This window comes from Nonomuraea longicatena, assembly GCF_039525605.1.
In the GTDB taxonomy this organism is placed as follows: Bacteria; Actinomycetota; Actinomycetes; order Streptosporangiales; family Streptosporangiaceae; genus Nonomuraea; species Nonomuraea longicatena.
On the sequence record NZ_BAAAHQ010000043.1, the window covers coordinates 100579 to 127389 of the forward strand.

Sequence of the window (26811 nt, forward strand, 5' to 3'; positions counted from 1 at the left end):
CCTGTGGACAGTTCCATGTACGTCTTCGCCGAGGACCTGCGTGGCGAGGGCGCCGACAAGGTGCTCGACCGGATCGCCGGCTACGGCGTGTCCTCGGTCACCGTCGGCGCCGTGCACCACGGCTCCCTCGACGTCACGCCGCACGGGCTGTCCCGTCTGACGTTGCGCCAGGACGGCGCACACTTCGTGCCGCCGTCCGAGCTGTTCGCCGGGCTCCGGCTGGCGCCCGTGCCCGGCTTCACCGACGCCCTCGACGGGCTGGGCGCGGCCTGCGAGAGCCGGGGCCTGCAGCTCCACGGCTGGACGGTCTTCCTGCGCAACCACACGCTCGGCAGCCGCCACCCCGACGTCACCGTCCGCGACTGCTTCGGCGACAGGGGCTCGCTCACCGCCCTGTGCCCGGCTCACCCCGACGTGCGCGAGTACGCCGTGGCGCTGGCCAGGTCGGTGGCCAGGCTCGGCGTCTCCCGGGTGGTGGCGGAGTCGCTCCACTTCCGCTCGCTGCGGCCCCAGCGCTCCTTCGTGCCACTCGGGCCGATGGACCACTACCTGTTCGGCCTGTGCTTCTGCGACCACTGCATGCGCCGCGCCACCGATCTCGGCGTCAACGCCGAGGTGGCCCGCGACGAGTGCGCCCGCATCGTCGGCGGCGTCCTCGACGGCGACCCGGCCGCCCAGGGCGAGGTGACCAGGGCGGCGCTCACTGCGTACGCGGGCCCCGACGTGGTCGCCTACGCGCGGGCCCGCTCGGAGACCGTCACCACCCTGGTCTCCGAGGTGGCGACAGCGGTCGCTGAGGAGGGTTCGCGGCTGGTGTTCGTCGACTACACCGGCTCGGTCAAGGGCTACCGCGACGGCCTGCCCACCCCCGGTCTCGCGGCGCACGACGCCTGGCAACTCGGCGTCGACCTGGTGGCGCTCGGCGACCTGGTGCCCGCCTTCGGCGTGCTCGCCTACGCCCGCGACGCCGCCAGGGTGGCCGACGACGTCGGCGCCTACCTGCGTTCGGTCGGCAAGGACCGCGAGGTGCGCGCGGTGCTGCGGCCCGGCCATCCCGACAGCGACTCCACCGACCGCCTGGTGGCCAAGACCCGCGCCGCGAAGGCGGCGGGCGCGCAGGCGGTCGATTTCTACGCCTACGGCCTGGTGCCGCACCCGGTGCTGGAGCGCATCACCTCGGCGCTGCGCGAGACCGTCTGATCACTCGTCCGCGAGCGGTCCCTCGCCGACGATCAGGCGGAGCCGGTCGTTGGCCGTCTCCAGGGTGCTGAGGGCGATCTCCAGTTCGTCCTCGCCCGCCTCGCCCATCGTCTCCTCGGCGAGTTCGATCCAGGCCCGCTCGATGGCGGGCAGCAGCGCGTGGCCCGCCTCGGTGATCACGACGCGCACCTGTCTGCGGTCGGTGGGGACCGGCTCGCGCCGGAACCAGCCCCCGCTCTCCAGCCTGGCCAGGCTCCGGGTGGCGGTCGGCGGCTCGATGCCGACGCGGGCGGCGAGTTCGGAGACCGTCATGCCTTCCGGCTGCTGGGCCAGCAGCCACAACAGGACGTCCTGGCCGGGATGCAGGCCGAGCGCCGCGAGCTTGCGGGCCTTGGCCTCGCGGTAGAGCTTGCTCATCTTGTTCAGCGCCCGGTTCACGCGCATGGCCTCGTCGGCGTCCACATGGCCACCCTATCGACATCACTGATATATAGTCGGCTAATAAATAGTCGGCTAAGCATTAGGAGTGGGAATGGACCTCGGACTTCACGGCAAGGTCGTCCTCGTCACCGGCGCCTCCGGCGACATCGGCCGGGCCATCGCCACCGCGTTCGCCGCCGAGGGCGCCCGCGTGGCCGTCGGCTGGCACCGCGAGGAGAAGCGGGCGCACGCCCTCGTCGCCGACATCGACGCCGGGGGCGGGAGCGCCATGGCCGTACGGACCGATCTGCGCGACCCCGCCACCGCCGAGGCCGCGCCCCGGGCGGTCGCAGCGGAACTCGGCGAGATCTCCGTGCTGGTGGCCAACGCCGTCGCCTGGCCCGAGCGTGCCCCCGACACCTGGGACCGCCTCACCGACCACCTCACCGCCAACGCCGCCGGAACCCTCACCCTCGTGGACGCCGTCCTGCCCGCCATGCGCGGCAGCGGCTGGGGCCGGGTCGTCCTCGTCTCCAGCGACGTCGTCGACCAGCCCATCCCGGCCGGGGTCGCCTACGGGGCCGCCAAGGGGGCGCTGGAGGCCGCCGCCAAGGTCCTCGCCGTGCGGGAGGCCCGGCACGGGGTGCTCACGAACGTCGTCCGCCCCGGCTTCACGCTCACCGAACGCGCCCTCACCACCCCCGGACTCGGGCAGGCGGCCGTCGACTCCGAATCCGCCCAGACGCCCACCGGGCGCATCTGCACGCCGCAGGACGTCGCCTCCGCCGTCGTCTACCTCGGCTCGGCCGCCAACGGCCACGCCAACGGCGAGATCCTGTCCGTGGCGGGCGGCCGCCAACTCACCCGCTGACACCCCGACGCCTCGGCCGCATGACCACCCCCACCTCAATGAAACTGCCAATACGTGATCAATCCGATTCGATGGCCCGAAAACCGATGCCTTTTCGTCGGTAGCGGGGTCTAAGGTTCGAGTTTCACGAATGGGGGAGGGGCATGACCGAACCAACCGTCGCGCCCTGGCTACGCGGTCCGCTCAGACCGTTCCAGTCAGGCCAGTATCGCCTGCTCGCGGGCTCGCTCACCGCCTCGATGCTGGGCGAGGGGCTCTGGCTGATCGCCATGGTCTGGCAGGTGATCGAGCTCGACGGCAAGGCCGCCGAACTGTCTATCGTCGCCACCGGTTCGGCCGTCGGCATGCTTCTCACCGTGCTGGTGGGCGGGGTGGTCGCCGACCGCATACCTCAGCGGAAGATCCTGCTCGTCACCGAGGCCGTCCTCGCCACGGTCTCCATCGCGGTCGCCGTCCTCGCGCTGACCGGCCTGATCGACATCTGGCACCTCGCGGCCGCCGCCTTCGTCCGAGGCGTCGGCGCCGGCTTCTACTACCCCGCCTACTCCGCGATGCTGCCCGTGATCGTCCCCGCCGATCACCTGCTCGCCGCCAACGGCGTCGAGGGCACGCTGCGCCCCGTCGTCCTCCAGGCGGCGGGACCCGCCATCGCCAGCCTCATCGTCGACTTCTCCTCCCCCGGCGTCGCGCTCGCCGCCATGGCCGTCGCCCAGTTGGTCGCCGCCGCGTTCCTCATCGCGATGAAGCCGGTGGCGCTACGCCGCGACCCGGGCGCGGACGAGGGACGCCACCCGGTCCGGGGGATGCTGGCCGACCTGCGCGAGGGCTTCGTCTACATGGTCCGCACCCCGTGGCTGCTCGCCACCCTGGTGTTCGCCTCGTTGCTGATCCTCCTGGTGATCGGCCCGATGGAGGTCCTGATCCCCTTCGTGATCAAGGACGGCGTGGGCGGCGGCCCCACCGGCCACGCCATCGTGATGGCGGCCTTCGGCATCGGCGGCGCGGTCGCCTCGCTGGCCATGGCCGCACGCAGGTTGCCCCGCCGCTACCTCACCGCGATGAACGCCATGTGGGGCATCGCCTGCCTCCCCTTCGTCCTCATCGGCGTGGCCGACAGCCTGTGGCTGATCGCGGCCGCCGCCTTCGTGGTCGGGGTGCTGTTCAGCGCGCCGACCGTCATCTGGGGCACGCTGCTCCAGCGCCGGGTGCCGCCCGCGCTGCTCGGACGGGTCTCCAGCCTCGACTTCTTCGTCTCCCTGGTGTTCATGCCGGTGTCGATGGCCCTCGCCGGCCCGGTGAGCGAGACCGTCGGTCTGACACCGACCTTCGTCATCGCCGGACTCCTGCCGCTGCCGATCGCCATCATCGCGATCCTGGCCGCCCGCATGCCCGCCGACGAACTCGCCCACCCCCTCGACACCCCGCCCGCCACCGAACCACCCGCCACCGAACCGCCTACGACCGAACCGGCCACCACGCGTTAGGCGGCCACCCGAGGCGGTGGGGACCCCATCTGCTGCGATCTCGGCGAGTCCGGCGGCCCACCCAGCAGGCCCGGCGCGACGACCCGCTCAACGCCCTGACCTGACGACCCGGCGAAAGGCGGCGTAGCGGGCCCGACCGTACCCTCTGGCCTTGGTGTCTTTCGAGTGGCGGGGACCTCAGCGGCTGGAGCGGGCGCGATCCAGCAGGATCAGCGGTACGGCGGCCGCGGCGAGAGCGGTCCCGATCCAGCCGACCGAGACGAGCGGCGCGCCCTGGGTGAGTGAGACGGCCGCCAGCACGGGGGTGATGCTGATACCCAGCTGGAACGCCGAGACGGTGGTGGCGCCGGCGAGCGTCGGCGCGTCCGACGCGATGGTGAAGACCCGTCCGTACAGGGCGGGGTTCGGGACGAACGCGGCGACACCGATCAGGAAGACGGCGGGCACCACCGCCCACACCTGCTGGATCGCGGCCACCATCACCACCGACAGGATGACGATCGCCGACGTACCCGCGAGAAGGGCCAGGTGCGGCCGCCGGTCGGAGACGCGGCCACCCACGGACAGCCCGACGAACGCCCCGATCCCGAACAGTGCGAGGATCGCCGGGATCCACACCCCGGGGACGGCGGTGACGTCGGCGAGCAGGGCCGCCAGGAAGTTGAACGTGATCATGTACGCCGCAGTGGTCAGGATCGTGATCGCGTAGATGCCCCAGAGCGCCGGACGGCGCATCGCGGCGAACTCCCGCGAGACGGCCGGCTCGACGGAGCGGCCGGTACCGGAGTCGGCGGGCAGTCTCAGCACGCATCCGACCGCCCCGGCGACCGTCAGGACCACCACGGCCCAGAAGCCGCCACGCCAGTCCACGAAATGGCTGAGCAGTGTGCCTGCGGGGCCGCCGACGACCATGGCCACACTGAGCCCGCTGACCACGACCCCGGACGCGCGGGCGTTCCGGTCCGGCGTCACCAGGCCGATCGCGGTCACGGACGCGACCGCGAAGAACCCGGCGTAGGCGACCCCGGAGATCACCCTGGTCAGCAACAGTACCTCGTAGCCGCCGAGCAGCCCGGCCACGATGCTGAGAGCGAACACCACCTGGGTCGCCAGCAGCGCCGTACGGCGTGGCCATCGCAGGCTGAGCACGGCGAACGGCGGCCCGCCGACCACGACACCCAGCGCGAACGCGGTGATCAGGAACCCGGCGGAGGAGAGCGTGACGTCCAGGTCGGCGGCGACCGCCGGCAACACGCCGGCCAGCAGGAACTCGGCGGTTCCCATGGCGAACAGGCTGAAGCTCAGGACGTACACGCCGACGGGCAGCCGGCGGGAGCCGGTGGGGCGGGGGACGGGTTCGGTTTCTGGGATCATTCAGATCACCTCCACCGAGAGGATCGGGAGACCTGACCTGAAACGACAAACATCGTTGCCGATTCCGGGACGCCTTGATTGACTGCCCCCATGGACGAGCCCAGTGTCGGCGCCGTGATCGAGCAGATCGCCCCCCGCCTGCGCCGCGCGCGCGAGAAGAAGGGCGTCAGCCTGGCCGAACTCGCCCGCGCCACCGGCATCTCGGTCAGCACCCTGTCGCGCCTGGAGTCGGCTCAGCGCAAGCCCAGCCTCGAACTCCTCCTCCCGATCATCGCCACCCTCGGCATCTCCCTGGACGAGATCGTCTCCGCCCCTCGGATCCTCGACCCGCGCGTCCCCCAGCGCCCCACCCAGCGGGACGGCCGCATCCTGATCCCGCTCTCCCGCGAGCAGGGGGAGCCACGCGCGTACAAGATGACGATCCCGGCGCACGACGAGCAGCCCCACCTGCGGACCCACACAGGTTACGAGTGGCTCTACGTCCTGCGCGGACGGCTGCGCGTGCGACTGGGCGAGCACGACTTCGTCATGGGCGCCGGAGAGGCGGCCGAGTTCGACTGTCAGATCCCGCACTGGTTCGGCGCCACCGGGCGCGGCAGCGTCGAGATCCTGAGCCTGTTCGGCAAGCAGGGCGAACGCATCCACCTCCGCACCCGGCGGCGCTGACTAGCTCCCCGCGTGCGCCCGCGCGACCGTGAGACTGTCCTCGTAGACGACCCACTTGGTGATCAGCCCGTTCTCGACGACCAGATACAGGGCGAACGGGGAGGTGAAGGCGATGCCGGTGCTCCGTGCGGTCTGCCGGAGCTCGCCGAGGATGACGGCATCCGAGCCGTCCACCACGATCCGGGACACGACCGAGTCGTTCCGCTCCGCCACGTGGTGATCCGCCAGCCCCCGGAAGTGGTCGGCGACGTCGGCCAGACTGGACCGGTCGCGGATCCACGGCGCCGCGGGGTGGCCCTCCTTCGGCCAGGTCAGCGCCCAGTCGACGGGCTCGGCGAACAACGCGGCCGTGTGTTCGTGATCGCCCTTCGCGATGCGGGCCAGCAGTTCTTCGGCGACTTCGCGCGTTCCTCTCGTCATGGACCCAGCCTGCCGGGGGAGGGGGACCGCCGTCGATTACCTCGAAGGTAATGGAACGTCGTCACGACGTGCGGCCCGGACAGGGGAGAGGCCGGGACCGGCGTCAGGAGGGCCTTGCCGTAAGAGACTCCGTGGCATAGTGGGCAGCGTGCAGGGAACCTTGATCGGACGGGCCGCTGAGCTGGAAAAACTCGTCCGCGTGCTCGAAGCCGCCGACGCCGGCACCGCCGGCGTCGCGCTGGTGGGGGGCGACGCCGGCATCGGCAAGACGCGCCTCACGGGAGAGTTGGCGGCGTACGCGCGTGAACACGGGTTCCAGGTGCTTGTCGGCCAATGTGCGGAACTGGGCGACTCGCTGCCGTATCTCCCCCTCGCCGACGCCCTGCGCGGCGCCGAAGAGGTGGTACGCGACGCGCTGGCCGAACGGCCCGTTCTGGGGCAGTTGGTCACCGGTGGCGAGGGCTCGCCGTCGGCCGGGCTGACGCAGCAGCGGCTGTTCGGCTCGCTGCTGGGGTTGCTGGCCGAGGTGCAGCCGGTGCTGTTCGTGATCGAGGACCTGCACTGGGCCGACCGTTCCACCCGTGACCTGCTCGTCTTCCTGAGCCGGATGGTGCAGACCGAGCGCGTCTGCGTCGTCGGCACCTACCGCACCGACGACCTGCACCGCCGTCATCCGCTGCGGTCGGTGCTGGCGGAGTTGAAGCGGCTGCCGACGGTGACCGGGGTGGAACTCGGCCCGCTGCCCTCAGGCGATATTTCCGACTATGTCGCGACGTTGGGGGATCTCGGGGGGCAAGCCCTCACCGAGATCGTCACCCGCGCCGACGGCAACCCCTTCTACGCCGAGGAACTGTACGCCGCCCTCGCCGAGGGCGAGAGCCTGCCCGACGGGCTCGCCAGCCTGCTCATGTCCCGCGTCGAGCTGCTGTCGGAACCCGGCCAGCGGGTGATCCGCGTCGCCGCCGTCGCGGGCCGCCGCGTCGAGGACCGTACGCTGCGCGAACTGTCCGACCTGCCGCTCGGCGACTTCGAGGAGGCCGTTCGCGAGATCGTCTCGCGCGGGCTGTTCCGCGTCGACGGCATCGGCTACACCTTCCGCCACGCCCTCCTTCAGGAGGCCGTCTACACCGACCTGCTCCCCGGCGAACGCACCCGGCTCCACGCCGCCGTCGCCAAACAGCTCACCTCGCCCGCCGAACTCGCCCACCACTACCTCGCGGGACACGACCTCGTCGGCGCCCTCGCCGCCTCCGCCCAGGCCGGACGCCAGGCCGAGAAGGTCGGCGCCCCTGCCGAGGCCCACAGCCACTACGACCAGGTGCTCAGCCTGTGGGACCAGGTCGCGGGCGCCGAGGAACTGGTCGGTGAGTCCCGCACCGAGATCGGCCTGCGCAGCGCCGTGGCCGCCGCCGACAGCGGCGACAACCACCGCGCCGTCGCCCAGCTCCGCGCGCTGCCGCAGACCTCCAGAGTCAGCGAACGGCTCGCCTACTACCTCGTCGAACTCGACAGCCAGAGCGCCGCCATCGAGGCCGGCGACGCGGCCGCCGCCGCCGCGGAGACACCCACCGAACTCGCCCGCGCCCTCGCCACCTCCACCCGCACCTACTACGCCAGCAGCCGGCACTCCGAGGTCGGGTCGATCGCCCGCCGCGCCCTCGACGTCGCGCGGTCCGCCGGCGCCCTCGACGCCGAGGTCGGCGCGCTGCTCAGCCTGTCCATCCTCGCCGAGCACGCCGGCGACGTGGACGCCGCCGCGTCGCTGCTCGAACAGGCCACCGAGCACACCTCCGGCGACCTCGCCATGGACCTGCGCGCCCGCTTCAACCGCGCCCGCCTCGCCTACGAACACGGTCGGCTCGAACTCGCCGCGGACCTCACGGAGGAGGGCATCGCGCTCGCCGAGCGCATCGGGCTCAAATGGAGCACGTACGGCACAGACCTGCGATTCCTCCGCTTCCTCCTCCACTACGTGACCGGCGAGTGGGACGCCGCCGAACAGGTCGCCCAGGCGTTCGGCGCCCGCGTCGGCACCGTGCCCGAAGCGGTCCTGTCGTCGTTCGCGTTGTTCATCGAGGTGGCCAGGGGTCTGCCCGCCGTCGAGTCCCGGCTGGACTGGCTGCGGCCTTTCTGGTCCAGCGAACTCGTGTCGTACATGTCGCGCGGCATGGCCGCCGAGGACGCCCTCATGAAGGGCGAACCCGCGCTCGCCCTCGCCCACCTGGAGGCCGTTCTCGCCGACCTCGATCGCACAGACCCCGGCAATCTACGCATCTGCGCCATGGCGCTGAGCGCGCTCACCGACCTCGGACGCACCGACGGCGCCGACGACCTCGTCGCCCGCACCCGCTACGCCGCCGTCACCGGCCCCGACGGGCGGCGCCGTACACTCGGGCTCGAAGGACGCGCCTGGGCCCTGCGCGCGGAAGCCGAATGGCATCGCAACAGCGGACGTTTCGACGTACCACTGTGGGAGTCGGTCGTGGCCGCGTTCGACTACGGCTTCGTCTACGAGACCGCCCGCGCCCGCCTGCGCCTCGCCGAGGCCCAACTCGCCACCGGCGACCGCGACGCCGCCCAGAAGACCTGGTCACAGGCCCGCAAATCGGCCGCCGACCTGCGTGCCGCGCCGCTGCTGCGGCTGCTCGAAGAGTTCGGGCGAAGAGCCCGCTTCGCCGCGGTACGGTCACCCGACGGCGGCGCGCTCACCGCCCGCGAACTGGAGGTGCTCCGCCTCGTCGCCGACGGCCTGACCAATCGCGAGATCGCCGAACGGCTGTTCATCGCGCAGAAGACGGTGAGTGTGCACGTCTCCAACATCCTCGGCAAACTCCAGGCCACCACCCGCACCCAGGCCGCCGGCACCGCCAGAACCCGAGGTCTGCTGGCCTGAGGTCAGTCGGTGGGTCAATCGCCGTCAGTTGGCCTGCGCGGTCTCGGCGAGCCGCTTAACCACGCTGATCAGCTCGGACGGGTCGAACGGCTTCGTCAGGTAGGCGTCCACGCCGATCGACCTCCCGCGCCGCCGGTCGTCCTCCTGGGCCCGCGCCGTGATCAGTACGATTTTGATGTGGTTGGTGGCCTCGTCCGAGCGGAGGCGCTCGGCTGTGACCCACCCGTCCAGGCACGGCATCATGACGTCCAGCGTCACCACGTCCGGCATCACCTCGATCACGCGGTCCAGACAGTCCTCGCCGTCTGTGGCGGTCTCCACCTGAAACCCCTCCAGGGTCAGATTGACCGCGATGAGCTGCCGAATGACCTCGTCGTCGTCCACGACCAGAACTTTGCCCCTAGCCACTGCCACGGCCACGAAGCTAACCGGTCGAGGCGGTCCGCGTGGGGTTTTCACGGGATGTGGGGCCCCGGATTTTGTTGGTGCGTAGTGGTGGCTGAGTACTGGTAGCCTTGTGAACCGTTGAGCCCCCTTAGCTCAGGGGATAGAGCACCGGCCTCCGGAGCCGGGTGCGTAGGTTCGAATCCTACAGGGGGCACTCACGATCTACCTCGCTAAACGTGCTTGGACCTGCGGAAACGCGGGTCCTTTTGTTTTTGGCCTGTGTCAGCGTGTGCCACTGGGGGCAAGCGAATGCCCATGATCACGTACCACTGGCGTACTGATCTTGGATCGCTTCGCTGTCGGACGCGGCAGGGGCCAGTCGTATGACTGGCCCCTGCTTCGCGCTGTGGCTAGTTGGTGTCTTCCTCGCTGCCCAGCGCCCGAGTGACCGCGTCGTGCCAGACGTCGTCCTGTCCGTCGATGCACTTGGCGTAGATTTTCAGCAGGACCTCGACGCTGTGACCCGCCCATTGCGCGACCTGGGTCGCGGGCACACCGGCGTTGAGCCTGAGGGAGACGCCGGCGTGCCGCAGATCGTACGGTCGGCGCGCCAGTCGGGAGGCTGCCTGTTCGGGCGTGAGGGCGAGCACGCGAGCGCCCTTCCACGTGCGAACGTAGCCGGATTTCTGGATGATGCCCCCGCGTTCAGTGCGGAACAGCCGCCCGTCCGGCCCAACGCCATAACTCGCGATGTGCTCGCGGAGTATCGAGACCAGCTCGGGCGGGATCGGTATGGGGCGCTTGGCCCTTCGGGGCCGCCCTTTGAGCCCGCGTTCTTCGTGGACTGTTCCGGCGTCTGTCCATTCGGTGCCCACCGGGGGTGTGGAGCCCCCGAGCATGAGCTTCCCCCATCCCGTCTTGGGAAGGGTGCAGTCGGTCTCAAGAAGAGCGATGACTTCACTGGGGCGCATCATCGCGTAGTACATGCAGGCGAAGAATGCCACGAGTCGGGGGCCGCGTCGCCATCCGGAGTAGCTGACAGCGGTGAGCAGTTCCTGAACTTGGGCGGGCGAGGCGACGGTGGCGGGGTCGATCTCTTCGCACACCTCGGTCTCGGGCGCGGTCCAGTCGAGTTCGTCGTTGAGCGGGTTCTTGTCGAGCCGCTTCTTGGATACGGCGTGGCGGAGCACGTTGTAGAGCACCCTGCGGCGGCGGCTGTAGTAGCTGGGGGAGGCGGGAGTGCCGTCGAGCTTGCTCGCGCAGGCGTCGAGAGCGGCCGTGATGCGGTCATACTCCTTGATCTCGACGACGGGCAGGGATGTCTTGGCAATCCACTTGAGGGCTGCGTCGATGTCGTCGGGCTTGGCCGCGTCTCGGTTGTGCTTGTTGAAGGCCCACCGATACAGAGCGGCCCGCAACACCGAAGGGTCAGGCGCGCCGCGCTGTTCCTGAATGAGTACAGGCGTTACCGCGGCTAGCGTTTCGGCAATCGAGATCCGTTGCCGTCCGGAGACCTTGGCCCACCGTGTGTTCACGTAGCCGCATGCATGGTTGTACCAGCTCACGGTGTTCTGTGAGTACGCCATGGTGGCGGGAAGCCCGGTCTCGGTGTCGAACGCCTCCCCGCGCTGAGCGGCCCTCTTCAGGTCCGATCGGTAGCTGTCGGCAAGCTCCCAGGTGGTGAAGAGTTCGGTGAACACCTTCTCGTCGACCACCCATCGGACCATGTGAGGACGGTGGCCCGTCTTCTTGGTGGAGATCTTCCAGATGCGGACCTTGTAGCTCTTCAATCAGCTCGCCCTTCTCGTGTTCAGGGATTCCATCCAGGTGTCGAAGTCGCACCGCTTGATCCGAAGCTCCCCGTTGGGAAGGCGGGAGCACTCCGGCGTTCTCCCGAGGGCGCGCCACCGTTGCCAGGTGCGCCGCTTGATGTCGAGTTCGGTCAGGACGTCACGGACACTCATCCAGGTCGTACGGCGTTCGGCGCTCGTGGTCTTCGTGTCCTTGCTCTTCTGGACTCGCGATCGGGAGTTTTCGGTCTGGCGCATTCGTGGTTCTCCTGTGTCGTCTGGCGTGGCTCTCTGGTGTGGAGGGCTGAAACAGCTCCGCATGTCCGCATCTCCGCACGATCATGTTTGACCTGGGGAAACGGTTGCGGAGATAGAAAATTCTGGAGTGACTCCATCTCCGCAACCAGGGGTTCATCTCCGCAGTTCTGCGGAGATGCGGACTTGGACCGAACCCAAGATTTTCTATGTCCGCAACCGTCTGTCCTGGTGGATGGCCTGTTTGCGGAGATGCGGAGATGCGGAGCTGTTTCAGCGTGGTTCGAGCACCGACGTAGTTTCGGCCGGGTCGTATCGTCAGGTGGTGGTGTGGTGTTCGACCCAGAACACGTTGCGGTCGCCTCGGTCGTTCTTGCCGACGCGGATGACGTGCTCGCCGCGCCAGCGCCCGATCTGGCCGGTGAGCAGGCGTCCGAGCGCCATGGCGTTGGGCAGCCGGCCTGTGGCGGTGGTGATGAACGCGCCGTCCCAGGGGTCGTGTTCGGTGTCGCCGACGCGGTCGGGGGTGCCGCTGCGGCGCAGGTCGGCGGCGGTCATGCGCTCGTCGCGGTGCAGGGTGTGCCAGCAGGCGAGGAACGCCCTCCACCTGCTCTCGTCCTCGTCGATGTCGCGGACGTCGGCGGCGTTGGCCAAGAAGCCCGGGATCGCGTGGTGGTCGAGGAACCCGCCGAGGGCCTGGGTCCAGGGGGTGAACTGCCGCATCGACAGGCCAGGCGCACGGGGGGCACCCTGGCGGGTCCAGTCGAGAACCAGGATGAGCAGATGCCACAAGACGGTCATCTGATTGGCGGGGTGGGTGATCCACTGGTCGAGGTGCGGGATGCCGAACCTGGTCTGGTCCCGCTGGTCCGGCCGGGGCATGTTCGGGTCGAGGTGGACGCGGACGGTGCGGGAGGCCATGTCGCCGCCCACCTGGAGGTTGTTGCCTGTGGCCATCCAGAGCCGGTCGTTGACGGTGGCGATGTTGCGGGAGGCGCCCAACTGGCGGTCCGACCACACCCCGGCGGTGACCAGGAGGGCGAGGGTGGCGGAGTCGATGACGGTTCCTTCGGGGAGGTTGTCCCAGATGACGACGCCGACGGGTTCGGCCAGGACGGCGGTGATCGACTTGCGTAGTTCCTCTTCACTGTCGGCCCAGGGCATGAGGCGCTGGCCGTAGAGCATGCCGGGGCCGCCGGTCAGGATGGACTTGCCCGAGGCGGGCATGGTGGCGTCGATCAGCGCGAACGGCGTCAGGGAGCGGGTGAAGCGCTGCAGGATCGGGGTGGCGAGCAGAGCGAGGTAGTTGGCGCGGTCGGCTGCCCCCGCCCATGGGAAGTCTCGGAGGAACCGGCCGAGAAGGAAGTCGCGGGCGTCGGCCACCTGTTGGGGGGTGGGCTGGTCGGGGACGTGCGGCAGCGCGACCTTCGACGCCAGGTACAGGCCGGTGGCGGGGTCGTAGCCGGGTGCCTGCAGCAGGGTGCCGTCCCGGCGTAGTACGGGGGCGCCGATGACGCCGCGCAGGGCGGGGACGCCGGGCCAGGTCTTGCCGGCGAGGACAGATGACAGGATGTCGCGCGGCGGGGTGACCTCCTCTTCGAAGGTTTCGACGCTGCCGTCGGGGGTTTTGCGGGCGCGTTGCCGGTACACGTAGACGTGCTCGGCGAGCAGCCCGGCGAGGGTGGCCGGGGTGACGGGGCTGGCGGTGACGGGCAGCGGCGAGTCCTCGTCGGCGGCGGGGCTGGTGTGGCCACCGGACACGGTTTCCATGTGGACGAGGGCGCCTGCGGAGACGTAGGTGTCGGGCAGCAGCCGGGCGGCGAGTTCGCGTTTGAGGACGCGGATGGTCTCGGGGCCGGATCCCACCTGGACGTGTGGTGGACGGGCTGTCATGCGGGGACCTTCCGTGGCCGTCCTGCGCCGCGCCGGAACCCGCTGCGGATGGTGGCGCGGGCGGGCGCGGTGGGATAGCCGACCTGGTGGGCGGCGTCCAGCAGCAGGGCTTCGGTCGCGTCCGCGTCGAGGGCGCCTCCGGCGATGAGCTGGCCGAGGGCGCAGGAGGCTCCCCAGAGGGTGGTGTTGCGGTTGCCGTCGCCGGCGGAGGTGACGCGGTCGAGGCAGGCGCGGACGGCTGCCTCGACGTAGGCGCTGTGGTGGTCGGTCCGCACCGGCACCTGGGTCGGGCGCGGCGACGGTGGCGGGGATGGTGCGGGGCGGAGCCGTTCGGCCAGCCATGCGGGCAGCGGGGCGGGGCTGGTGTCGTGCAGCACCGTGTAGGAGCCGGTGCCGTCCGGGAGGGCGACGTGGCTGCCGGGTCCGACCACGTACCCGCCGACGCCGCGGGTGTCGATGAGCCAGCCGAGACCGTCCTTGGTGCCGCCTTTGGTGTTGCCCAGGGCGAGGTCGTGCGGTGGGGTGTAGTAGAGGTGCTGGCCGCCGCGCCTGGTGCGGACGGTGAACGTCTCGAACGGCAGGGGCTGCCCGGCGCGGACGCAGATGAGGGCGAGCACGTCCGCGCCGTCGGTCACTCCCGGCAGGTCCCAGGGGGGCGGGGGGCGTAGCCCCTCCATCTCGGGTTTGGGGGTGTCGAGGTCGATGACGAGCAGGCGGGAGGGGCCGCACGCGATGCCGATGTTGTAGGGGCGGCGCGCCCAGATACGGCGGATCACGTCGGTGTCGGTGGTGGCCATCCGCGTCCAGCTCGATCCCGGTAGCGGGGTCTTGTCGCCGGGGACGAGCGGGAACACCGCCCATCCTCGGGCGGCGGCGGCCAGGGCGTATCGGAGCTGGGCGGGTGTGGTCGTGGTCATGAGGCGATGTCCTCCGGGCAGGGCGTGGCGGTGGCGCGGGCGTAGACGGGCATGAGGGTGTGCAGGCCGACGACAGCTTGGAGAGGTACGACGCCGTTGCCGAGTTTGTGGAGCTGCTGGGTGCGGGTCAGGCCGGGGACGTCGGTCACCCACCCGTGCTCCAGTCCCATCAGCCATTCGACGAAGCGGGGGGCGAGGCGTCCTCGATCGTCAGTTGGCCGGGGTGCGGGGCGGCCGGTGATCGCCTCCCAGCGGGCGACGGCGGGACCGTACGGTCCCCAGTCGAAGACACGGCGCCGGTCAGCGTGGGGTTGCCCCTCGGGTAGGTCGTGCTGGTCCGTTCGCTGTCGGCGGTGGTCGGGGTCGGCAGCAGGGTCCTCACCGCGGACGGCAGCATCAGATCCCCCGAGGAGCCGCGCTGGCCGGGGCCGCCCTTGGTCCCGTCCGTCGCCCGCGGGGTGGGCAGCAGGGAGATCGTGTGCCGCAGATTCATTCCGCCCCGGGCGGCGTGGCCAATCCCGGTGCCTTCCGAGGTCGTCGGCGTTGGCAGCAGCAGTGCCACCGTGTTCGGGAGCTGCCCGGGGTAGCCGTGCCCTTTCCAGTCGCGGGCGGCCGGAGTCGGCAGGCCAGGCGAGGCAGAACCAGCGTTCGCGCCGGTGCGGGGCGCCGACGTCGGACGCGCGTAGACACGTCCACGCCGCATCGCACCCGAGCGCGGCAAGGTCGGCGAGGACAACGTCGAGCCCCGGTCGTCGAGTAACGACGGCTGAAACGTTCTCCAGCACGACGAGTCGAGGTCGTAGTACACGGACGGCTCGGGCGATGGTGAGCCAAAGGCCACTGCGGGTTCCTTCCTTGATCCCGGCGCCGCGTCCGGCGTATGACAGGTCTTGGCAGGGGAAGCCTGCGGTCAAGACGTCCACGCGCGGGACGCGCTCCCAGTCGAGGACGGTGATGTCACCGAGGTTGGGCACGTCCGGCCAGTAGTGGGCGAGGATGCGGGCGGCGCCCGGGTCGGGGTCGGCGACCCAGACGGGGCGGGCGCCGAGCACGGCGGCGACCGCGAGATCGAGACCGCCGTACCCGGTGCACACGCTGCCCACGGTGGGCGAGGTCACGCCGCCGCCCCGCTGGCGACGGCGGCCAGGTCAGGCAGCCAGTCGGCCAGCGGGTCACCGCAGGTCTTGCGGGGGCCGGTGAGGTCGGCGGCGGCGATGAAGCCGAGGAAGTGGGTGCCGCAGGTGATGACGACCAGGTGCCGTCCGGCGGGGCGCATCTCCAGCGGCAGCCCGTCGCGTGCGGCGGTCTTGAACCGGGCCAGGAAGCCGGGGCTCAGGGCAACGCCTCGGGGGTCGGTCAGGACGGGGCCGGGCGTCTGGCTGGCTTGCTTGGTGAGCCAGGTGCGCCAGTTGGGCAGGAGCGGCTCGTAGTCGGAGGCGGGCAGGCGGTAGGACAGGTGCGGGTCGCCGAGTTGTTCGAGGGTCAGGCCGTCGTCGGTGAGGGTGAGCCGCACGGTGTCGCGGGGCTTGATCTGGCGGATGACGGTGTGGAGGGCGCGGGCGGCCACGGTGAGGGTGAGCGGTGCGGGCGCGGTGCCGGTGCCGGGGTCGGGGAGTGGGCGGCAGGAGACGGCGAGGGTGTAGCGGTCGGTGGCCAGCGCGTACAGCGTTCTGTCGGGGGCGGCCTCGATGGTCACCACGGCCATGAACGGCACGCTGGTGTCGGTGCTGGCGTGCGGGAGGACGGCGCCGAGCCAGGCGCGCAGTTCGCGGCCCGTCATGTCGGCGGTGATCTCGGGGCGGGCGGTGGTGGTCGGGGTGGTCATCGGTGTCTCCTTGGGTGGGTGATGGGCGTCAGACGCCCCGGTGTCGAAGCGGCGGGTGTGGGCGATGCCCGTGCGGCGTACGATCGGGGCGTGGCTGTCGAGCGGGTATGGACCGTGGCGTGGTGGCGGGATGGGTGGGGGGTGTGGCCGGGTGAGGATCCCGATCTGGGCCGTTCGCCCGCCTACAGCACGGTGAACATCACGCGGGCCGCGTCGGAGGCGGCTTCTCATTGGGCGCTGGGTGTGGTGCCCCCGGGGCGGGTCCGGATCCGGTGCCGGTTCGGGGGCGATCCGGACGGCGCTGCCCGTTTCGCCGTCCGGTCGCGTTCGCGCCGCTGGTGGGGGCGTTAGCCGCCGACGCGGGCGGGTTTCTCGCAGTTGACGTGGGTGCCGGATCGGCCGTTGTTCTCGGTGGCGTGGAAGCGTTCGCCGTTGACGAAGGTGCCGTCCATGCGGGCCGTGATCCGGTAGCGGCCGGAGACGCACGGGGTGTGCAGCATCGTGTACGTCTGCGCCAGGCCGGGCGGGTGGTTGAACATCTCGGTTCCCGCTTCCAGCCAGGTTCCGCCGGCGCGTGCCGTGTTGTGTTCGAGCCGGATGTGGGTGAGCAGGGTGGTCACGACCGGTTCGGTGCAGGTGACGCGCAAGCTGACGCGGACTTTGGGGGCTTCGTCGGCGATCTGCACGGCGGTGGTCTTGGCGAGGGTGTGGTCGCAGCCCTCGATGCCTCGGGGGTGGGTGGTGTCGCTGCGGCGGTCACCGGTGGCGCATCCGGCGGGGGTGGTGAGCAGGACGGCGGCGGCGGTGGCCGCCGCGAACCATGTGTTCATCGTGGCTCCTTCGCTGGGTGGCGGGGGCTTGCCCGGGTGGTCAGGCGGGCGGCAGCGCCCGGCGCGGCGGGGTACGCCGCGAGCGTGGTGTGGGCAGGTTGTCGACGCGTTCGGCATGGACACGTGTGGGGGCCGGTTCGGGGGTGGTGCGCCGGTCGGTGACGGTGACGTCGAAGACGACGCGTCCGCCGCCGCCCCGGTGGCGCAGGCGGGTGGGGTCGCCCGCGATGAGGTGGGGTGAGGCGTTGATCAGGGCGAGGATCAGGGTGACGACCTGATCGACGTGGTCGGGGTCGTCGCCTATGACGCGTACCTGGGGCATGTGGTCTCCTTCGGGGCAGGGGTTGGCAGACGTTCGCCGGTCCGGCGTTAGAAGGGGCACTCGTGGTCGGCCTCGTGGGGAGGGGCGGTCATGTCGATCGGCATCACGCCGACCATCCATCCGTGCTGGTACACATCGGCGCACAGTCGCTGCGCCTCTCGCGCGTCGGCGGTGTCTTGCGTCATCAGCCGGTGGACGTCCTCGCCGACCTCGATGTACAGCGGCGTGTGCGACCCGCGGCGGCGGTTCATCTCGTCGCGTGCGGCGCGGAACACGGCCACGATGGTCTGCGCCGGGGAGCTGTCGGGGATCGACCGGCCGGTGATTTCCGTCAGGTAGGCGACACTGGCGGGGTCCAGGGGGTCGATGTGGTCGCCCAGCAGAAGATCGGGAACGTCGGCGGCGGCCGTGGTGACGGCGGGGAGGAAGGTCTTCTTGTCCAGCTCGCCCGCGAGGTCGATGCCGCCGGCGGCGGCGATGGTCTCGCAGATGCGGACGACACGCTCGTGGGGCAGCTCGTCGCCGAGCCGGATTGCGACCGGTTTGCCGTCGCGGTGGTGGACGAGTACGGCCTGCCACCCGGCGCTGTAGTGGTCGAACCAGCCGACGTAGGGCGGGGGCGAGTTCGTGTCGGTCGTGTGGGCGGGGGTGTCGGGGTGGGACATGGGGCTCCTTCGTCGAGAACGGGGACGGTGCGAGGTGAGCGGGGAGGGTCAGCGGACGTTGAGGAGGCGGGCGCCGAGACGCGGCTTGAGGCCGGTACCGGAGCAGTCGGGGCAGTGGCCGACGGAGTGGGCGAACAGGCGGGAGCGGCGGCGTCCGGTGCCCTTGCACATGCGGCAGTCGGTGTAGGGGTGGCGGCGCAGGCTCCACCGGTAGAGGGCGACCGCGCCGAACAGGAGGGCGGCCAGGGCGGTGACGGTGAGCGCGGCGGTGGCGAACGCGGCGAGGGCGTCGGCCCCGGCGGTGGTGCGGTCGAGGGCGGTAGTGAGGGTGAGGTGGGCGGGCATGGCGGTCCCTTCTCGGGTCGGGTCGGTGTGCGGGCAGCGTCGGATCGGCTGTCGGCGGTGTGGAGGGTGCTCGCGTGTGCGGCTGCGCGTGGGATGCGCGCGCGAAAGTTTTTGATCTTGAAAGTGGGGGGCCACGAGAGGGGCCACGCTCGCTCGGGGGTGGGGCCACGGGGGGCCACGCGAGGGGGCCACACAGGGGCCACGAGGGGCCACGGTGGGGGGCCACGGGGTGTGGCCCCTGTTCTGACCTGTAACTCTCTCCCCCAGCCCCCTCCCGTGGCCCCCGTCGGGGGGCCACGGCGGGGCCACGGGATCGAGGAGCCGTCAGGGGAGTTCGGGCCGCTGCTCCATCAGGTAGCGCTGGCGGTCGTCGTCGTAGACGCCGATGACTCCAGCTTCGGACAGGCGCTTCATCTGCTTCTGGAACCAGGCGCGGGAGATGTCGGTGGTCTCCCAGAGGATCTTGAAGTCGCCGGTTCCGGCGTCGCGTGCCCCGCCGTCCCACAGCTCCTGCAGCCGCTTCATGAGGGCGGCGCCGCGCTCTTCGGGGGTCATCTTCTGGGCGGGAGGCTCGAAGACCAGCGGCGGCGGTCCGGCTTCGTCGATGTCGGGGATGTCGTCGTCGAGTCCGGCTTGCACGGTGGGGTCGGGGTCGTCGGTGGTCAGGTACTCGGCGGCGACGCCGCGCACCTCCTCATCCTCATCGCCGTTGTCGAGTTCGTCGTGGTCGTGGCGGGTGGGGTCGAGGGCGGGCAGCGGGGCCGGGTCGGCGAGTGCGGAGGCGGACAGGCGTGACAGGGCGGCGGTCATGGGGTCGAGCTGTTTGTGCACGGCGGGGAACGCGGCGGCGTGGGCGCGCATCTGCGCGTTGGCGGTGGCGTCGTCGAACGTGCCGGTGGCGGTCAGGCCCCAGGCGTAGGTGCGCATCGGCATCACGATCCGGTCGTCGGGGATGGAAGGGGCATCCAGGTAGGCCATGCCGGGCTGTTTCGCGGCCCAGAGTTCGGGGCGGCATCCGGCGTCTTCCTGCGCATCGGACAGGCCGAAGGAGGCGTCGGCGGCGGAGTCGACGCCGAAGCACATCTTGGCGAGCTGGCCGCGGGCGAGGGTGGGCATCTGGGTGTAGTCGCTGCGCTGCAGGGACAGCACGACGGTGCCGCCCGCGGAGCGGATGGCTTTGAGCAGGGACAGGAACTGTTCCTGTTCCTTGTCGGTGAGGGCGTCGAAGATGTCGGGGAACTCCTCCAGCCACAGCACCCAGTAGGTGAGGCCGCAGCCCTCGGCCCACTTCTGCAGCCCTTTGGAGGCGAGTAGGTCGGTGCGGGCTTTGACGTGCTCGGCCATCTCCTTCACCAGGGCGCGGGCGCCCTGCTTGGTGGTCTCGAACCGGTGCAACGCGGCCTTGAGCGGTCCGAGGGACTGTTCGCCCTTGGTGATGTCGATGGCGAACACGGCCACGTCGTGGCGGGAGACGACCTCGGCGAGCGTGTTCCAGGCGCCGCCGATGGACTTGCCGGCGCCGGTCATGCCCATGATCTGCAGGTGGTGGCCGACGATGGTATAGGCGACCTCGTCGAGGTCCTGCCACAGCCCCATCCGCAGGGGTTCGGCGATGCTGGCGCCGAGCCGGGAAGGGCCGGGCCACAGGATCGGCTGCTTCATGACGCGCGGGTCGGAGATCGTGACCGACGCGCGGGAGGCGTCGTCGGGGTCGAGGGCGGTGGTGATCGAGCCGGGGGGAAGGCCGATGCCGGATTCGATGTAGGCGACCTTCTTCTGCAGGTCGTCGTGGACCATGCGGCCTTCGTCGAGGTCGACCGCGCCGACGACTTTGTGGGCGGTGGCCTGGACGGTGTGCGCCTGCACCCCGTTCAGTCCGGCTTTCTCGGCTCCTTTGCCGAACAGGAAGCTGAGCGGGTCGGCGGCCATGGTGCCGACGTCGAGTTGTTTGGCGCGGATGACGGTGCGGATGTTGAACGACAGGGCGAACGCGACGCCGCCGATGAGGATGAGGCGGCCGGTGACGGTGGTGGCGGGGCCGTTGATGGTGGCCGCGCACACCCACAGCCCGGCGGCCAGCGTGGTCAGCGTGGTGTGCGCCCTGCCCAGCACGCTGCGGGCGTGTGACTGCCGCCAGGTCAGCGCGGTCAGCGCGATGACGCAGGTGACGATGAGCGCGGTGGTCCACGCGACCGTCGGCGGGTCGTCGCTGGACAGGGTGAAGTGGAAGGCGGCGCCGAGCCCGAACAGCAGGGCGGCGACCAGCCAGGGCGGGAAGTACAGGAGGGCTTTGGACACCTCGCGGGTGGCCATCTGTTCCCAGGAGGACGAGGGGTCGGCCACCACGGGCAGAGCCGCGGGCGGGGTGGAGGCGGAACGGCGCATCGGTCGATCAGTCCTTCCAGTTGAATTCGCCGCGCCGCTTCTCCGGGTTGGCCTTGGGCAGCACCTCGACGAACTCCTTGCGGAACTGCGCGTGGAACTTCACCAGCTCGACCCCGGCGCCCTTCTGCAGTTCGGCGGCCCGCTGCAGCCGCTTGACGACGCGGCGGGCGCGCATCCGCACGTCCGGCGCGCCCAGCAGCGACAGGACGGGGTGGCCCTTGAAGGAGCGGATGAGGACGGCGTACAGCTCGTCGGCGCCGAGAGCGAACTCTTCGGCGAGGTCGCGGGACAGGTGACGGCCGACCTGCGCGTACTGGGTGATCGCGGACGGACCGCCGAACGGGATCGACGACAGCTCGGGGATCCGGCTGCGGCCAGGCTTGGCATCGGTGCTCATGGGAGATCCTTCTCGGTCGAGGGGGCGTCAGTGGGCCGGGCGGGCCGGGCGGGGCGGATGGTCTGTGCCTGAGCGGCGATGTGGCGGAGCAGGGCGGCCAGGTAGACCAGGCGGCGGGTGCCGAGCGCGGCGGCGATCAACGCGTCGGCCGCGCCGAGCAGCAGCGTCAGCACCCGCCGTACGCCGGTCAGGACGGGCCACAAGGTCCAGCCCGCCAGCGCCGGTACGGCCAGCCAGCGCAGCCCGCCGTACGCGCCGTCCGGCAGGATCAGCCGCAGGACGAGCAAAACGGCCACAGCGATCAGCGCGCGACCGGCCAGCCGCACCCGCATCCGTGCAGGCGGGTGCGGGTGCGAGGGTGCCGTACGGGCGGGCGCGTCGGTGATGGCGTAGACGACGCCCGGGTTCAAGCGCGCGGCGGCAGGACAATCGCCATCGCCGCCGGGAATCCGCGTGCTCATGCCGCGCTCCGGTTGGTGTCGCGTAGCTCGTTGCGCAGCCGGGACGCGGTCTCGGTGCGGCAGCCGAGAGCCCTCTGGATCACACGGGCGGACGGTTGCGGCGGCAGCGTCCCGGAGGTGATGAGTTCGTGCAGCCGCTGCCGGTGGGAGTTCTCCGGCAGGCCGTTGCGGATGCCTCCGAAGGGCTTGCCATGATCTTGCTGCGGTTCGGTGTTCCCGCTGTACCCTGCGACGGCAAGGGGGGTTACCGGATCTTCGCCGACGTGCCCGTGGTCGAGCGTCGCGAATCGTTCCAGCAGGCGCGGCCACGCGGTCACCACCAGGTAGGCGACGATCGGGCCGATCAGGTGCAGCACCAGCCGGGGGACGGTGAACTTCTCCCCCGCGGGCAGAGTCCACGGCAGGTGGGGGAAGGCGTTCATGGACAGGGTGAGCGCCAGGAACACGTACTCGATCCGGGTCAGCACACGGTCGTGGGCGGGCTGACCGCGGGTGGCGAAGTACGCCTTGGCGCCGACGATGCTCAGCAGCGTGATCGACAGGAACGGCTCGACGAACCAGGCGAACACCCACTCGGGCGACCACGTCTCGGCGCCCTCGGCGGCGAACGTCTGGACACCGGCGGTGGACCAGCCGAGCGCCAGCACCAACCCCACGCTCAGGCCGATGTTCACCCGCCGCCGGGCTTTGGCGGCGCTGTGGGCGAGCGCGTCGGGGTCCTGGGAGAGCCGGTGCAGCCGGGCCGCCTCACGAGCCCGCTGCCGCTGTCTGCGCACCCTGGGGGTGTCGATCAGCAGCGGCGTGTCGTCGTCTTGCAGGTCGGCCAGGAGCCGGGCTTCGGCCACTTCCGCGCGCAGGCGGTGCACCCGCTTGGTCTCGCCGCCCACCAGGGGGCCGTCCGCACCGGGCGGCTCCACAACCGCGACCGCGGTGCCGTGCCCGGCGGGGGCGTCATCGGTGCTGTTGTCTCGGTCGGCGCCGCCGGTGGTGGGTTCGACGTCGGCGCGGCTGTCGTCCGGGGGGTCGGCGGGCGCGGGGAGGGGCGGGGCCGTGTCGAGCGTCAGACGCCGCTCGATCTCCGCCAGCACGTGATCCACGTGCGCGGGAGCGCCGGAGGGGTCACCGATCGCGGTCGTCATCGCCCCGTCGTGATCCGGCATGGTGTCTTCCTCTCTTCCTCGGGTTCGGGTCGGGGGCTACTTGCTGCCGGTGCCGTCGCAGTCGGAGCACTGGCCACGGTGGGTGAAGTACGGCATGGTGGAAGCTCCTCCTTGGTGGGGGAGCCCCAGGGCGCGTTCTTGGTCGGATGGCCCTGGGGCCTTGACGGGTGTGGGGCGGGCGCCCCGGGCACCCCGCCCGACCTGTGGCCGGGCGAGGACCCGCAACGTCAGCCCTGCGTCCAGCAGGTGAAGCGGCGGCGGGCGGCGGCCTTCACGCGACCGTCGCCGGATGAACCGAGTAGTGCAGCACGACGCAGTTGCCGCGCCACCGCTCGTCGATGCACTCGTTCAGCACGTGCGTCAGCAGGTCCTGGTGACGACGGCGCCCATCACGCGGCCTCCGCCGGAGACTGGGACAGCGCGCGCAGGCGGGCGGCGGCCTCGGTGGCGAGGTCGGCCAGCCGCTCCATCGCCTCGATTTCGGCGGCCAGATCGCTGCCGCGCGAGTTCAGCGCGACCCAGACTGTGCCGTTCAGCTCCAGGTACAGGGCGTGGGACTTCGGGAGCGTCGTGTCCATGAGGGACATTTCCGACGCACGCGGCTTGTGGACGGTGAGGGTGCTGTAGCTGGACATCAGGACTCCTTCGCAGGGGGTGTGTCGGGGTGGGTGATCTGGGATGCGGCCCAGCCGGGGACCGGGCCGCCGGTGGTCAGGGCGTTGCCGAGCGCGACCCACGCCGCCCACGCCTCGACGAGGGTGAGGGGGATGCGCTGGGAGCCGACGCACAGGTACATCTCGTACGCGCCGCCGGCGCGGGCGGTGATCGTCGCCTTGCCGGACTTGTTGACCGGCGACGGCGCGGTCACGGAGTGGTAGCGGGCAGGCATGGGTCAGGCCACCTCCAGGCGGACGGGTTCGGGGAGCCGGGACAGGAGCGTCGCCGCGAACCATCGCACGACGTCCAGCAGAAGAGGGGTGCCGAGCATGGACACCCACCAGTCGGGAGCGGTGTCGGCGGGCATGCGCATCGCCTCCCGCAAGTCGGCGTGACCGCCGGCGCGGATGCGGGTGGGCAGGTCGTAGCCGAGCCGCAGGAAGGCGACGACGCCGTCAACGTCGCGTTCTCCCATGACGTCGAGGAACCGTCCGCCCGGGGTGATGACGCCCACGTGCGTCCACTCCCACCCGTCCGAGCAGCGTCGCTCCACCAGGCCGTATGGCCAGCCGGTCGCCTCACGCAGGGCCGCGCCGAGAAGCCAGCAGTAACCATGCGCGAAGAACTCGACCGCCTGGTCATCGAACAACCCGGGGCGCAGCACCAGACGGGACAGACCGTGACGACGGGTCGGCAGCGACGGCAGGAACTCGACACCCACCCCGTCGAACGGGAGCCCGGCAGCGAAGCCGCGCAGGTGCGGATAGCGTTCGGGCGCCAGGAGGGAGGCGGTCACAGCGGGCACCCCCGGTTCCAGCACGTCGGGCAGCCGCGCCGTTCGCACCAGTTCGACGGGCACGTCGCCCACGTGCGGGCGGTGGCGTCTGCGGTACGGCCGCACAGCGCGGACACGGCGATGATCTGGCGGGCGCGTGCCCAGACCGCCAGATCGGACAAGACCAGGCGGACGATCACGCGGGCACCTCCGTCACCGGGACGGCGGACGCCCGCCGGACGCGGGCGGCACGGCGGCGGAGCTGGTAGGAGGTCAGGCCCGCCCACACACCGTCGTCGGGGTTGACGGCCAAGGCGTAGGACAGGCACGCGGCGCGGGCCGGGCACGAGAGGCAGACCGTCTTGGCGGCCTTCTCCCGCACCCGCCGCACCTCGTCGGGCTCCTCCTCGAACGCGTCGGGGGAGACGAACAGATCCGCCAGCGCAGCGTCACCCCGGCAAGCGGGACCGGCCCGCAGAAGCGCATCCAGCAAATCCCCCACCGTGGAGTCGGGGACGGGCATGTGATGGAACACGGTGAAACGTCCTCTCAGTGGAGTAGCGGCAGGCACGGGGCGGGGCGCTCGGCGAAGCGACCCGCCCCGTGCCTGCCTCGGAGTCAGAGACGGCCGAGCTGATCGACCGCGCGCCGCATCGCCGCCAGCTCGTCGTCGACCAGGGCCAGCAGGTCTTCTGCGGCCCTCAGCCGGGCACGCTCGCGGGAGAGTGCGGTCTGTTCGATGGACAGGAGATCCCTCTCCACCTGGGTGATGTCGGCCATAACTCGGGGCCGCTACTTCGAGCCCAGGGCCAGGACGGCGCCGTTGTTGCCCTTGCAGATCGGGCACAGGAACGGCCCGCCCTGCGGGTTCCAGATCCAGCCGCCACGGCAGTCGGAGGTGCAGCAGTCGGACTTGGCGAGGATGGCGAAGAAGGCCATGATGGGGGGATCTCCTTACGGGAGTTGAGGGGCGGCCCCGTTGTCTTGGTGGATGAGGGGTCGCCCCGGGCGACAGGTGGAACCGGCTGAGTGCCGGAGCGCCCCGGCGGGGAGTCGAACCCCGCCTACGACCATCAGGGCTGACGGGGCTAGCAGCCCTCCCAGCACGGCCACGGGCCGCGCCCGTGGACGATGACCGTGCACTCGGACAGCTCGGGACGGTTACGCCGCATGAGAGCGATCCACCTCGGGCAGTCGCCCACGTGCCTCTCACCCGGGCCGTGGAACTCGATGGCCTTACGTCGCTTCATGTCGATCCCTTCAGTCGAGGTCTCTCAGCGGCGCCCTGGCGGGGAGTCGAACCCCGCCTACGACCATCAGGGCTGTGAACGTCGTCAGCGCTCCACGACGGGCTTATCCAGGTCGCGGTGCTGAACGGCGACGATCAGGCCGTCACGGCGCAGCCGCTCGGCCAATGCCATCGCGAACGTCGGCGCACGGTGCCTTCCGCCGGCGCAGCCATCGGCCACCACCACGGCGCCCGCGCTGGGGCCGGAGACGAACGCGGCCACAGCGGCGGCGGCGGCCTCGACCATGGAGGCGATACCAGGCGTGGCCATCACCGTCTCGCGCACCGGCGCGTCGTGCGCGGTCATATACCGCAGTTCAGGCGACACGTGCGGGTCGCGGAAGTGAGTGCGCAGGTCCAGCGTCATGTGAGCGTTCGGAGGTGTGCCGTGCAGGTAGCCGAACGACACGATCTCAATCTCTACGGACACGATGAAGTCCCAGATGGTTGAAGGTGAAAGGGGGGTTGAGGAGGGGAGGGCGTCTAGCCGACGTTGGCGGCCAGCGTGTCGATCAGCGACACCAAGCCGGTGATGATGGCGGTGGCGACGGTGGCGGCCTTCTCAGGCGCACGAACGATGAAGATCACGAGGATCACGACAGCCACGCCCACCAGGAAACGACGCAACGGCCTGCGGTCGGAGTACATGGCGTACCTCCCATCGGGAGAGCCTCGGGCACGCGTCCTTCGACGCTGCCCGAGGCTCACGGGTAAGAAGTTCAGTCACAGGGTTGGCCCTGTGGGGGCCGCCTTTCAGGGGAGGCGGTGGCCCTTCTTCATCAGAAGAAGGCTCTTTACGGGAGGTATGGCTCCCGGTTATAGGCAGAGCCCTGCCCTCCGGCTGCCAAGGTGCCGGGAACCTCAGCCCCATCTGTCCGGGGCTCCTTGAAGTACATGTGCCGCAGTCCCCAGGTGCGTGGAGCTATGCGGGGACCGACCGTTGCGCTATTTCTAGCGCAACTATGAGCGCTAGAAATAGCGCTGTCAAGGGCATCGTTGGTTGGCTACGCTTCGATCAGTGGCTTCTACGACCTGACTAGGAGGAGCGCGTGGGCGACTGGCCCGCTGTAGCAAGGGTGATCAACGAGCGCATGGCGACGCTGGCCATGACACAGAGGAAGCTCTCGGAGA

33 protein-coding genes and 1 tRNA gene are annotated in these 26811 nt (G+C 70.6%); 6 read left to right on the top strand and 28 right to left on the bottom strand.

Annotation, left to right across the window (positions count from 1 at the left end; genetic code table 11):
- Positions 1 to 3 precede the first annotated feature (3 nt).
- Positions 4 to 1200, top strand: a complete 1197-nt coding sequence (locus tag ABD120_RS33230) for a hypothetical protein (protein WP_343954229.1) — start codon at positions 4 to 6, stop codon at positions 1198 to 1200.
- Here the strand turns inward: ABD120_RS33230 and ABD120_RS33235 are convergent, their stop codons facing one another.
- Complete coding sequence (locus tag ABD120_RS33235; RefSeq protein ID WP_343954230.1) at positions 1201 to 1662, bottom strand: MarR family winged helix-turn-helix transcriptional regulator; 462 nt, start codon at positions 1660 to 1662, stop codon at positions 1201 to 1203.
- Between the two features lie 70 nt (positions 1663 to 1732).
- Here ABD120_RS33235 and ABD120_RS33240 point away from each other — a divergent pair, with 70 nt between their 5' ends.
- Together ABD120_RS33240 and ABD120_RS33245 are read left to right on the top strand one after the other, a co-directional pair.
- On the top strand, positions 1733 to 2491 hold the full coding sequence (locus ABD120_RS33240) for an SDR family NAD(P)-dependent oxidoreductase (protein WP_343954231.1): 759 nt from the start codon (positions 1733 to 1735) through the stop codon (positions 2489 to 2491).
- A gap of 143 nt (positions 2492 to 2634) precedes the next feature.
- Positions 2635 to 3975: an MFS transporter gene (locus ABD120_RS33245; RefSeq protein ID WP_343954232.1), complete on the top strand. Its 1341-nt coding sequence runs from the start codon at positions 2635 to 2637 to the stop codon at positions 3973 to 3975.
- Positions 3976 to 4152: 177 nt separating this feature from the next.
- Here ABD120_RS33245 and ABD120_RS33250 read toward each other — a convergent pair whose 3' ends face one another.
- Entirely contained in the window at positions 4153 to 5349 is a 1197-nt protein-coding gene (locus ABD120_RS33250) for an MFS transporter (protein ID WP_343954233.1), read from the bottom strand.
- Between the two features lie 90 nt (positions 5350 to 5439).
- Here ABD120_RS33250 and ABD120_RS33255 point away from each other — a divergent pair, with 90 nt between their 5' ends.
- Positions 5440 to 6015 (top strand): helix-turn-helix domain-containing protein, encoded by a 576-nt coding sequence (locus ABD120_RS33255; protein WP_343954234.1) that lies wholly within the window; start codon positions 5440 to 5442, stop codon positions 6013 to 6015.
- Here the strand turns inward: ABD120_RS33255 and ABD120_RS33260 are convergent, their stop codons facing one another.
- On the bottom strand, positions 6016 to 6435 hold the full coding sequence (locus ABD120_RS33260; RefSeq protein ID WP_343954235.1) for a nuclear transport factor 2 family protein: 420 nt from the start codon (positions 6433 to 6435) through the stop codon (positions 6016 to 6018).
- Positions 6436 to 6583: 148 nt separating this feature from the next.
- Here ABD120_RS33260 and ABD120_RS33265 point away from each other — a divergent pair, with 148 nt between their 5' ends.
- The gene (locus ABD120_RS33265) at positions 6584 to 9328 is read left to right on the top strand and encodes an ATP-binding protein (protein WP_343954236.1); all 2745 of its coding nucleotides are present in this window, start codon (positions 6584 to 6586) and stop codon (positions 9326 to 9328) included.
- A gap of 24 nt (positions 9329 to 9352) precedes the next feature.
- On the opposite strand, the gene ABD120_RS33270 is transcribed toward ABD120_RS33265, so the two are convergent.
- Entirely contained in the window at positions 9353 to 9742 is a 390-nt protein-coding gene (locus tag ABD120_RS33270; RefSeq protein ID WP_343954237.1) for a response regulator transcription factor, read from the bottom strand.
- 115 nt (positions 9743 to 9857) lie between these two features.
- Here ABD120_RS33270 and ABD120_RS33275 point away from each other — a divergent pair.
- A tRNA-Arg gene (locus tag ABD120_RS33275) sits at positions 9858 to 9929 on the top strand.
- Positions 9930 to 10125: 196 nt separating this feature from the next.
- On the opposite strand, the gene ABD120_RS33280 is transcribed toward ABD120_RS33275, so the two are convergent.
- The 24 genes from ABD120_RS33280 to ABD120_RS33395 all read right to left on the bottom strand — a co-directional run bounded on the left by ABD120_RS33280 (position 10126) and on the right by ABD120_RS33395 (position 26328).
- Positions 10126 to 11505 (bottom strand): tyrosine-type recombinase/integrase, encoded by a 1380-nt coding sequence (locus tag ABD120_RS33280; protein WP_343954238.1) that lies wholly within the window; start codon positions 11503 to 11505, stop codon positions 10126 to 10128.
- Positions 11506 to 11763, bottom strand: coding sequence for a helix-turn-helix domain-containing protein (locus ABD120_RS33285; protein WP_343954239.1), 258 nt, complete (start codon positions 11761 to 11763; stop codon positions 11506 to 11508).
- Positions 11764 to 12078: 315 nt separating this feature from the next.
- Positions 12079 to 13653: a hypothetical protein gene (locus tag ABD120_RS33290; protein ID WP_343954240.1), complete on the bottom strand. Its 1575-nt coding sequence runs from the start codon at positions 13651 to 13653 to the stop codon at positions 12079 to 12081.
- Positions 13650 to 14570: a bifunctional DNA primase/polymerase gene (locus ABD120_RS33295; RefSeq protein ID WP_343954241.1), complete on the bottom strand. Its 921-nt coding sequence runs from the start codon at positions 14568 to 14570 to the stop codon at positions 13650 to 13652. The genes ABD120_RS33290 and ABD120_RS33295 overlap by 4 nt, the downstream gene beginning before the upstream one ends.
- Positions 14567 to 15688, bottom strand: coding sequence for a DNA cytosine methyltransferase (locus ABD120_RS33300; protein WP_343954243.1), 1122 nt, complete (start codon positions 15686 to 15688; stop codon positions 14567 to 14569). Before ABD120_RS33300 ends, ABD120_RS33295 begins: the two co-directional genes overlap by 4 nt.
- On the bottom strand, positions 15685 to 16395 hold the full coding sequence (locus ABD120_RS33305) for a hypothetical protein (protein ID WP_343954245.1): 711 nt from the start codon (positions 16393 to 16395) through the stop codon (positions 15685 to 15687). The genes ABD120_RS33300 and ABD120_RS33305 overlap by 4 nt, the downstream gene beginning before the upstream one ends.
- A gap of 347 nt (positions 16396 to 16742) precedes the next feature.
- A complete protein-coding gene (locus ABD120_RS33310) occupies positions 16743 to 17225 on the bottom strand; it encodes a hypothetical protein (RefSeq protein WP_343954246.1) in 483 nt (160 codons plus the stop codon).
- 40 nt (positions 17226 to 17265) lie between these two features.
- On the bottom strand, positions 17266 to 17547 hold the full coding sequence (locus ABD120_RS33315; RefSeq protein ID WP_343954247.1) for a hypothetical protein: 282 nt from the start codon (positions 17545 to 17547) through the stop codon (positions 17266 to 17268).
- A 47-nt stretch (positions 17548 to 17594) separates the two neighbouring features.
- Complete coding sequence (locus ABD120_RS33320) at positions 17595 to 18212, bottom strand: hypothetical protein (protein ID WP_343954248.1); 618 nt, start codon at positions 18210 to 18212, stop codon at positions 17595 to 17597.
- A 48-nt stretch (positions 18213 to 18260) separates the two neighbouring features.
- Positions 18261 to 18557: a hypothetical protein gene (locus ABD120_RS33325; RefSeq protein ID WP_343954249.1), complete on the bottom strand. Its 297-nt coding sequence runs from the start codon at positions 18555 to 18557 to the stop codon at positions 18261 to 18263.
- Positions 18558 to 18881: 324 nt separating this feature from the next.
- Positions 18882 to 20942 (bottom strand): ATP-binding protein, encoded by a 2061-nt coding sequence (locus ABD120_RS33330; RefSeq protein WP_343954250.1) that lies wholly within the window; start codon positions 20940 to 20942, stop codon positions 18882 to 18884.
- Positions 20943 to 20949: 7 nt separating this feature from the next.
- A complete protein-coding gene (locus ABD120_RS33335; protein WP_343954251.1) occupies positions 20950 to 21339 on the bottom strand; it encodes a hypothetical protein in 390 nt (129 codons plus the stop codon).
- Positions 21336 to 21800 (bottom strand): hypothetical protein, encoded by a 465-nt coding sequence (locus ABD120_RS33340; RefSeq protein ID WP_343954252.1) that lies wholly within the window; start codon positions 21798 to 21800, stop codon positions 21336 to 21338. The genes ABD120_RS33335 and ABD120_RS33340 overlap by 4 nt, the downstream gene beginning before the upstream one ends.
- The gene (locus ABD120_RS33345; protein WP_343954253.1) at positions 21797 to 22960 is read right to left on the bottom strand and encodes a hypothetical protein; all 1164 of its coding nucleotides are present in this window, start codon (positions 22958 to 22960) and stop codon (positions 21797 to 21799) included. The genes ABD120_RS33340 and ABD120_RS33345 overlap by 4 nt, the downstream gene beginning before the upstream one ends.
- Before the next feature lie 389 nt (positions 22961 to 23349).
- The gene (locus ABD120_RS33350; protein ID WP_343954254.1) at positions 23350 to 23595 is read right to left on the bottom strand and encodes a hypothetical protein; all 246 of its coding nucleotides are present in this window, start codon (positions 23593 to 23595) and stop codon (positions 23350 to 23352) included.
- Complete coding sequence (locus tag ABD120_RS33355; protein WP_343954255.1) at positions 23595 to 23849, bottom strand: hypothetical protein; 255 nt, start codon at positions 23847 to 23849, stop codon at positions 23595 to 23597. The genes ABD120_RS33350 and ABD120_RS33355 overlap by 1 nt, the downstream gene beginning before the upstream one ends.
- A gap of 3 nt (positions 23850 to 23852) precedes the next feature.
- Complete coding sequence (locus tag ABD120_RS33360) at positions 23853 to 24413, bottom strand: hypothetical protein (protein ID WP_343954256.1); 561 nt, start codon at positions 24411 to 24413, stop codon at positions 23853 to 23855.
- Positions 24410 to 24592 carry a hypothetical protein gene (locus ABD120_RS33365; RefSeq protein WP_343954257.1) on the bottom strand — a complete coding sequence of 61 codons (183 nt, stop codon included), beginning with the start codon at positions 24590 to 24592 and terminating at the stop codon, positions 24410 to 24412. Before ABD120_RS33365 ends, ABD120_RS33360 begins: the two co-directional genes overlap by 4 nt.
- Complete coding sequence (locus ABD120_RS33370) at positions 24589 to 24885, bottom strand: WhiB family transcriptional regulator (RefSeq protein ID WP_343954258.1); 297 nt, start codon at positions 24883 to 24885, stop codon at positions 24589 to 24591. Before ABD120_RS33370 ends, ABD120_RS33365 begins: the two co-directional genes overlap by 4 nt.
- A 125-nt stretch (positions 24886 to 25010) precedes the next feature.
- The gene (locus tag ABD120_RS33375) at positions 25011 to 25154 is read right to left on the bottom strand and encodes a hypothetical protein (RefSeq protein WP_343954259.1); all 144 of its coding nucleotides are present in this window, start codon (positions 25152 to 25154) and stop codon (positions 25011 to 25013) included.
- Positions 25155 to 25184: 30 nt separating this feature from the next.
- Positions 25185 to 25331, bottom strand: a complete 147-nt coding sequence (locus tag ABD120_RS33380) for a hypothetical protein (protein WP_343954260.1) — start codon at positions 25329 to 25331, stop codon at positions 25185 to 25187.
- A 149-nt stretch (positions 25332 to 25480) separates the two neighbouring features.
- Positions 25481 to 25642 carry a hypothetical protein gene (locus ABD120_RS33385; protein WP_343954262.1) on the bottom strand — a complete coding sequence of 54 codons (162 nt, stop codon included), beginning with the start codon at positions 25640 to 25642 and terminating at the stop codon, positions 25481 to 25483.
- A gap of 84 nt (positions 25643 to 25726) precedes the next feature.
- Positions 25727 to 26089 carry a RapZ C-terminal domain-containing protein gene (locus tag ABD120_RS33390; RefSeq protein ID WP_425564079.1) on the bottom strand — a complete coding sequence of 121 codons (363 nt, stop codon included), beginning with the start codon at positions 26087 to 26089 and terminating at the stop codon, positions 25727 to 25729.
- Positions 26090 to 26163: 74 nt separating this feature from the next.
- Positions 26164 to 26328, bottom strand: a complete 165-nt coding sequence (locus ABD120_RS33395) for a hypothetical protein (RefSeq protein WP_343954264.1) — start codon at positions 26326 to 26328, stop codon at positions 26164 to 26166.
- Between the last annotated feature and the right edge of the window lie 483 nt (positions 26329 to 26811).